The sequence below is a fragment of the Streptomyces sp. NPDC005805 genome (genome assembly GCF_040630445.1).
Lineage (GTDB): Bacteria > Actinomycetota > Actinomycetes > Streptomycetales > Streptomycetaceae > Streptomyces.
Genome location: NZ_JBEXXN010000019.1, coordinates 113,267 through 119,590, shown reverse-complemented (window position 1 = coordinate 119,590; position 6,324 = coordinate 113,267). Strand labels below are relative to the sequence as shown.

The 6,324-nt window shown below is 75.5% G+C and carries 6 protein-coding genes; all 6 read right to left on the bottom strand.

What is annotated here, in order from left to right; translation table 11 throughout:
* Positions 1-411: 411 nt before the first annotated feature.
* The 6 genes from ABZ457_RS13760 to ABZ457_RS13735 are packed head-to-tail and all read right to left on the bottom strand — an operon-like array spanning position 412 to position 6,321.
* Positions 412-984: a phage tail protein gene (locus ABZ457_RS13760; protein WP_359157382.1), complete on the bottom strand. Its 573-nt coding sequence runs from the start codon at positions 982-984 to the stop codon at positions 412-414.
* Between the two features lie 40 nt (positions 985-1,024).
* Entirely contained in the window at positions 1,025-2,983 is a 1,959-nt protein-coding gene (locus tag ABZ457_RS13755) for a putative baseplate assembly protein (protein ID WP_359157380.1), read from the bottom strand.
* Positions 2,983-3,405, bottom strand: a complete 423-nt coding sequence (locus ABZ457_RS13750) for a GPW/gp25 family protein (RefSeq protein ID WP_359157377.1) — start codon at positions 3,403-3,405, stop codon at positions 2,983-2,985. Before ABZ457_RS13750 ends, ABZ457_RS13755 begins: the two co-directional genes overlap by 1 nt.
* Entirely contained in the window at positions 3,405-3,722 is a 318-nt protein-coding gene (locus tag ABZ457_RS13745) for a PAAR domain-containing protein (protein WP_359157374.1), read from the bottom strand. The genes ABZ457_RS13750 and ABZ457_RS13745 overlap by 1 nt, the downstream gene beginning before the upstream one ends.
* A 47-nt stretch (positions 3,723-3,769) precedes the next feature.
* The gene (locus ABZ457_RS13740) at positions 3,770-5,602 is read right to left on the bottom strand and encodes a VgrG-related protein (protein ID WP_359157372.1); all 1,833 of its coding nucleotides are present in this window, start codon (positions 5,600-5,602) and stop codon (positions 3,770-3,772) included.
* The gene (locus ABZ457_RS13735; RefSeq protein ID WP_359157369.1) at positions 5,599-6,321 is read right to left on the bottom strand and encodes a LysM peptidoglycan-binding domain-containing protein; all 723 of its coding nucleotides are present in this window, start codon (positions 6,319-6,321) and stop codon (positions 5,599-5,601) included. Before ABZ457_RS13735 ends, ABZ457_RS13740 begins: the two co-directional genes overlap by 4 nt.
* Between the last annotated feature and the right edge of the window lie 3 nt (positions 6,322-6,324).

Below are 6,324 nucleotides of genomic sequence, written 5' to 3'. Positions count from 1 at the left end.
GGCACGGCGGGCGTCCCGGCGGCGCACGGCGCGGGTGGCCGCGTCGGCCGGGGCGGCCGGGGCGGGGCCGGGGGCGCGGCGGGCGCTTCGGGAGCGGACGCCGAGGCGGGTTCCGGCCCGGGTTCCGGTTCCGATTCCCGCGACGGACCCGGAGTCGGCGCGGGGTCCGCCGCCGGTGGCGGACCGGCGGGCGCGGGCGGCGGCTCCGCACGGTGGGTGTCCGTGGCCGGGACCCGGTCCGGGCCCGGTTCGGGCGGAGGCGCAGGCGCGGGCGTGGGCTCCGGCGGTGCGGCGGAGCCGCCCGCCCCCCGCCGGTCGCCGTCCGACCAGCCCAGATACGCACCGCAGTTGCCGCAGAAGTCGTCCGCGGAGCCGTTGGACGCCCCGCACGCGGGACACGCGCGCATCACGTCACCTCCCGTCGTCGTGGTCGGAGGGCGGGCCGGGCAGGATCTCCACCCGGCAGCCGGTGTGGACCGGGCAGAGCGCGCGGACGAGGGCGTGCACCCGTTCCGCGTCCACCGGCCGGCCGGAGTCGCCGGGCCACACCCGGACCAGGACCTCGCCCGGAGGCGCGGGGGGCAGTTCGGCGCCGGCGGTACGCGACCAGGTCGCCCCGCCGTCGCCCGTGACCCGCGCCGCCACCCCGAGGACCAGCCGCAGGGCGTCCACCAGACCGCGTGCCGTACCCCGTCGCCGGTGCAGGTCCACGGCCCGGAGGACCGCCTCGCGGCGCAGCTCCTCCGGCCACCGGGGGTCGTCGGCGGCGCCGACCCACCCGGCCAGCCAGGACAGGAAGTCGTCCGGCGCGAGGCGCGGGTCGAAGTAGGACGGCAGGCTGTCCAGGGTCGCGAACACGGGTGCCAGGACGTCGTCCAGACCGGCCGTGAACCGCTGGGCGAAGTCGTCCTCGGCGTACAGGGCGGGCAGTTGACCGCCGATCGGGTGCCGGCTGGGCAGGCCGGGGACGGCGGCCCGGCTCATCCGCGCACCCCCGCGCCTCGGTCGGTGCGGGCCGGCCGGCTCATCCGCGTCCCTCCGGTTCCCGGGCCGTCACGGCCACCTGGTGCTGGTACGAGAAGACGAGCGCGCCCGGCCCCACGTCGATGCGGTCCACCGGGGCGCCGCGCCGGCCCGTGATCGGGTCGGCGGCGAACAGGCGGATGTCCTCCACCAGGGCGTTGCCGGCGGCGCGTTGGAGGACGCCGAAGACCTCCCCGTACTGCACCGGGCGTCCGAACGGCCAGCCGGTGCCGTCGGGGCCGCCGCGCAGCGGGTCGAGGTGCCGGAAGAGGGCGGCGAGGGCCGCGTCCCGGACCCGGTCGGCGTCCCCGGCGGGGGCCGCGAGCCGGGCCACCACGGTGACGCCCTGGTAGACCGGGGGCTCCACGACCAGCCGGGTGCCGATCAGGCGCCGTTCGTCGAGGCGTCCGGTGATCGTGGCCAGGACCTGGTCCGAGGGGATCAGCTGCTCGAAGCGGAGCCGTTCGCCGTCGTCGGGCACCGCGTCCGGGACCACCAGGACCCGGACCGCGCCGGGGTCCTCGGCGGCGGGCAGGCAGCGGACCCGGCGGATCGAGGGGGCCGCCTGGCGGCTGATGGTCTCGTAGTCCTCGGCGGTCACCGCGCGTTCCTGCGTCCGCAGCGCGTCCGGCGCCCGCAGCTTGGCGTTCTCCACGCTCTCGCCCGCGACCCCGCCGCGCGCGGCCTCCCGGTTGGCGACCCGGGCGACGTACGGGACGGAGCTGCGCAGCACGGAGATCGCGCCCCGGGCCACATTGCCCGCCGGTCCGCCGCCGGTCCGGTACCGGGCCACCCGCACCTGGGCGCCTTTGGGCGGCACCGCGCCGCAGGGGCGCAGGGTGCCGTCCGGTTCGCGCAGCACGGGCGGGAAGGTGAACTCGCCGGTGGTGGCGTCCACCCGGACGTGCCGGTCGTCCGGTCCGGAGCGGCCGAAGTGCTCCACGAGCCGCCAGTCCTCCCAGCCGTCGCCGGAGGACACCTGGACGAGCGGGGGAGAGCCGTCGAGGAGGACGGGCGGCCGGCCGAGCCGGAAGCTCTGGCCCGCGACGCCCTCCGAGGTGCCGAGCGGCACATCGGTGACGGTCTCCGCGTGCTCGGCGGTCACGGTGCCGCCGACGGTGAACACCGCCGCCTCGCGCACGGTCGGGGACTCCGAGTAGAACGGCTGGCCCGGCTCGGCCTCGGTGACCCGGCAGCGCAGCCAGCCCGCGCGCGTCCCGCCGATCACCGAGGCGCGGTGCCCGGCCGGGACGTACACGACGATCTCGCCCGGCCGGTTGAGGCCGCCGGTGGTGTCCTCGCCGGTCTCGCACTCCTGCCAGCGCCCGCCGTCCCACGCCTCCCACACCAGAGGGGGCTGGCGCGGGTCGACGCCGACGCCCTCGACCCGGCTGTCCAGGCGTACCGCGACCACGCACCGGGGCACGGCGGTCGGCAGGCCGAACAACAGCGCGTCCCCGGGTTCGGGGGCCGGCTGGAAGCAGGGCACGTCCCGGCCCTCGGCGAGGGCGCCCGTCCGGTCGGTCTGCTCGCCGGTGCGCGGCGCGGTCACCAGGCGGACCAACTCGCTGGGCAGGATCTCCAGTTCGGCGGTGGTCGCGAAGACCACGGCCTCCTCGGACTCGCCCCGCGCGGTGGTCACCTCGGTGCCCTCGGGCAGGGTGACGGTCTCCGGCTGGGGAGCCGACAGCCAGAAGTCGACCTCGGCCGAGGCGGCGGCCGGCGGGAACAGGCGGATGCCCAGCAGGTCCAGGAAGGCCAGGTAGTTCTTCTCCGGCACCCGGTTGAGGCGGTAGAGGAGCTGGTCCACCAGATAGGCGAAGGTCTCGATCAGGGTGACGCCCGGGTCGGAGACGTTGTGGTCGGTCCACTCGGGCGCGCGCTGCTGCACATAGCGCTTCGCCTCGTCGACGAGCTGCTGGAAGCGGCGGTCGTCCAGATTGGGGGAGGGCAGGGCCATCAGTCCGCGAGCACTTCCTCGGTCCCCTCGTCGGAGGGGATCGTGTAGAAGGGAAACACCAGGTTGCGCCGGTCGTTGGTGGTGCGCACCGTGTAGCGCACATCGATGTAGAGGGTTCCGGCCTCGACGGCGTCGAAGGCCACCACCACGTCGTCCACGGCGATCCGCGGCTCCCACCGCTCCAGCGCCTCGCGCACCTGCTGGGCGACGCGGCCGGCGGTGGCGCCGTCGTTGGGGGCGAAGACGTAGTCGTGGATGCCGCAGCCGAACTCGGGCCGCATCGGGCGTTCGCCGGGGGCGGTGCCGAGGACCAGCCGGATGGCCTCCTCGATCTCCCGTTCCCGGTCGACCAGGGCGATCCCGCCGGTGGGGCCGACCCGCAGCGGGAAGGCCCAGCCCCGGCCGATGAACCGTTCGCTCATCAGACACCGCCGATCAGGACGTTGGGCGCGCCCGTGACGACCATCGCGCCGCAGGCCGTCTTGTCGCGGGCCCGGGCGGCGGGCAGCCCGCCGATCAGGACCGCGCCCCGGAGGGCCGCCGTCGGGTCCGGCAGGATCACATTGGCGGGCCCGAGGGCCGCGTGCGGCGGCATCGGGCAGGTGTGCAGGCTGCCGACGACGGCGGCGGGGCGCCCGCCGATCAGCACCCGTGCCACCGTCTGGGCGGCACCGGGCGGTGGCGTGGCGATCACCCCGCCGTGGTTGGTGGGGTCGCCCGTACGGGCTGCGGCCGGCATGCGGCGCTCCTCTCGGAAGGCGGCGGTCAACGTGGTCGGGGAACAGGTCAGTTGATGCGGATGAGCTTGGCCTTGAGGACGCCGAGCAGACCACCGTCGACGGTGACGCCCGAGGCGCCGGTCACGTTCACCGACCGGCCGCCGATCTTCACGTCGGCCCGGCCCTGGATGTCCACGTTCCGCCCGGAGACGCTGACGTTCCCCCGGCCGGCGTCCAGGGTGATGCCGTCCCGGTCCAGCACCACGGAGCTGAGCGGGCGGCGGCCCTTGGCGAACACGGTCAGCTCGATCCGGTCCCGGCGGTCGTCGAGGAAGACCTCCAGCCGTTCGTCGGCGGTCCGCAGCCGCACCCCGGACGGGCCGGGGGCGCGGGCGTCCAGGAGTTCCACGCGATGGCCCGAACGGGACACCAGGGAACGGCGGTTGACCCGGCCGGTGGTTCCGTCGACCAGGGGTGTGTCGTGCGGCGAGGGCTTGTCGACGCCGTTGTAGAGGCCGCCGATGACGTACGGGCTGTCCAGCAGGCCCTGTTCGAAGCCGACCAGCACCTCGTCGTTGACCTCCGGGGAGAACACCCCGCCGCCGCCCTTGCCGCCCCACTGCACGGTCCGCACCCAGTCGGTGACATAGGTGTCGTCCAGCCAGGGGAACTTCAGCTTCACGCCCCCGCTCTCCGCGCCGCCCGTCTCGCGGACATCGGTCACCACGCCGATCGCCAGCCCCGGCATCCGCGACGACCGGGACGGCGCTGCGGAGCCGCCCGCGCCCGCGACCAGCCCGGTCAGGGAGCGGTCCGGGCTGGCGCTCACCCAGAGGGTGGTGCGGTAGCCGCCGTGCGGTTCGAGGACGTGCTGCACGGCCGTCGCCGTGTACTTCCCGGAGAACGCCTGCCCGACGTTGCCGAGGGCGACCGGCTTCCCCGCGCGCAGCAGCGGATTGCCCTCCGCCACCGCCTCCAGCTCCCCGAACGCGGAACTGACCTGCGCGGCCGTCGCGTCCGCGACCGCCTGGGTCTCGGCCTGGGTGCGGTACGGGGTGTCGGCGACGGTCAGCTTCGACCTGGTGCCGAAGCGGGCGGCGAACGCCGGGCTGAGCCCCGGCACCACCGTGTCGCTCTCCACCGAGGGCTGCCGGGCCACCAGCGGCCGCTTGGTGGTGACGTCCCAGCCGCGCACCTCGACCTGCTGCGCCCCGTCCGAGGCGGAGAGCGAGGCGCGCAGCGCCAGCAGGTTCCGCCCGTACTCCAGCACCATCGGGTTCCGGGTCGCGGAGGTGGACGGCGAGGGCGCGCCGGACGCCTTCACCGGCTTGGTGAACTGGAGGACGCCCCGGTCGTCGACCCGGACCCGGGCGCCGCTCTCGGCCGCCAGCTGCTGAAGGAACTCCCAGTCGGAGACATTGGCCTGGGAGAGCTGCCGGTAGGTGACCGGCGCGGCCTCCACCGTGCCGCAGGGCAGCCCGGCCCCGGCCGCCACCTTGCGGACGATCGCGGCGGCCGTCATGTTCCGGAAGGCCACCACCTTGCGGCCGCGCTGGAGGCGGTGGGCCTTGGAGTAGGCGCGCACCACGGTGAAGGAGCCGGTGCGGTCCCGGTCCACCTCCAGCGCGGTCACCTCCCCGTCGAACAGCCGCTCGCGCGCCTGCCCGGACGCGGTCACCACGGACACCCGCAGCGGGGTGCCGATGGTGATGCCGGTCGCGCGCAGGAACTCGTGGTCGGGGTCGCGGTAGGTGAGGACCGCCGCGTCGGGCAGGCCCACGTTCTCGTCCACCACGCAGCTCACCAGCTGCGCGGCCCAGACGCGCGGGAGTTCGCCCGGGGTCTCCACGACCGGGTCCGCCGCGAAGGACCGGCCGCCGCGTTCCGCCGCCGTCGTCACGCGTCCTCCTCGGCGCCGGCGCCCGGCAGCCCGGGGACCACGAGTTCGGTGCCGGGGACCAGGGCCATCGGGTCGTCGATCCCGTTCGCCTCGGCGATGGCCCGCCAGGCCGTCGCGTCGCCGTACTCCCGCCAGGCGAGCATCGCCAGGCTGTCGCCCGCCACCACGGTGTGCGTGCTGCGGGCGGTGCGCGCGCCGGAGGTCGGGTTCTGGCCCGGCGGGTCGACGCTCGCCTCCTCGATGGAGAGCGCGCAGGTGGCCCGCAGCGGCTTCCCGTCCACGTCGAAGAGGGTGTACGAGACGGAGAGGCTGGAGAGCACCCCGTCGAAGGAGGTCGTCCGGGCGGTGCCCCACTCGAAGCGCACCCAGGGGCTCGCGGGCTTCTTGCGCCCGAGGCTGGCCGGGGTCGGCACACAGGCCAGCATCAGCTTCTCGACCGCCTGCTCCACGGAGTTGTCGTGGGTGGAGGTGGCGTCCAGGAAGACGTCCATGCTGAGGGTGCGCGGTCCGCTGCCGACGAACTCGGGCAACGCGGACTGCCCGGCCATCCGGGACGGGGAGCGCCGCCACTCGGTGGACTTGCGCAGCTCCAGCGTGGACGGGTTGAACTGGAGCTGGAGCCGGGCGACGGTCCCGCCGGGCCGGGCGCCCACGGAGGCGGGCGGCTCCTTGAGGGTGAGCTGTGCCCTGGCCCGGGTGGCGCGCAGTGCGGGGGACATACC

Bases quoted from the DNA above. Each gene is read 5' to 3' on its own strand.
- ABZ457_RS13760 (WP_359157382.1), bottom strand. From the start codon at position 984: ATGAGCCGGGCCGCCGTCCCCGGCCTGCCCAGCCGGCACCCGATCGGC.
- ABZ457_RS13755 (WP_359157380.1), bottom strand. From the start codon at position 2,983: ATGGCCCTGCCCTCCCCCAATCTGGACGACCGCCGCTTCCAGCAGCTC.
- ABZ457_RS13750 (WP_359157377.1), bottom strand. From the start codon at position 3,405: ATGAGCGAACGGTTCATCGGCCGGGGCTGGGCCTTCCCGCTGCGGGTC.
- ABZ457_RS13745 (WP_359157374.1), bottom strand. From the start codon at position 3,722: ATGCCGGCCGCAGCCCGTACGGGCGACCCCACCAACCACGGCGGGGTG.
- ABZ457_RS13735 (WP_359157369.1), bottom strand. From the start codon at position 6,321: ATGTCCCCCGCACTGCGCGCCACCCGGGCCAGGGCACAGCTCACCCTC.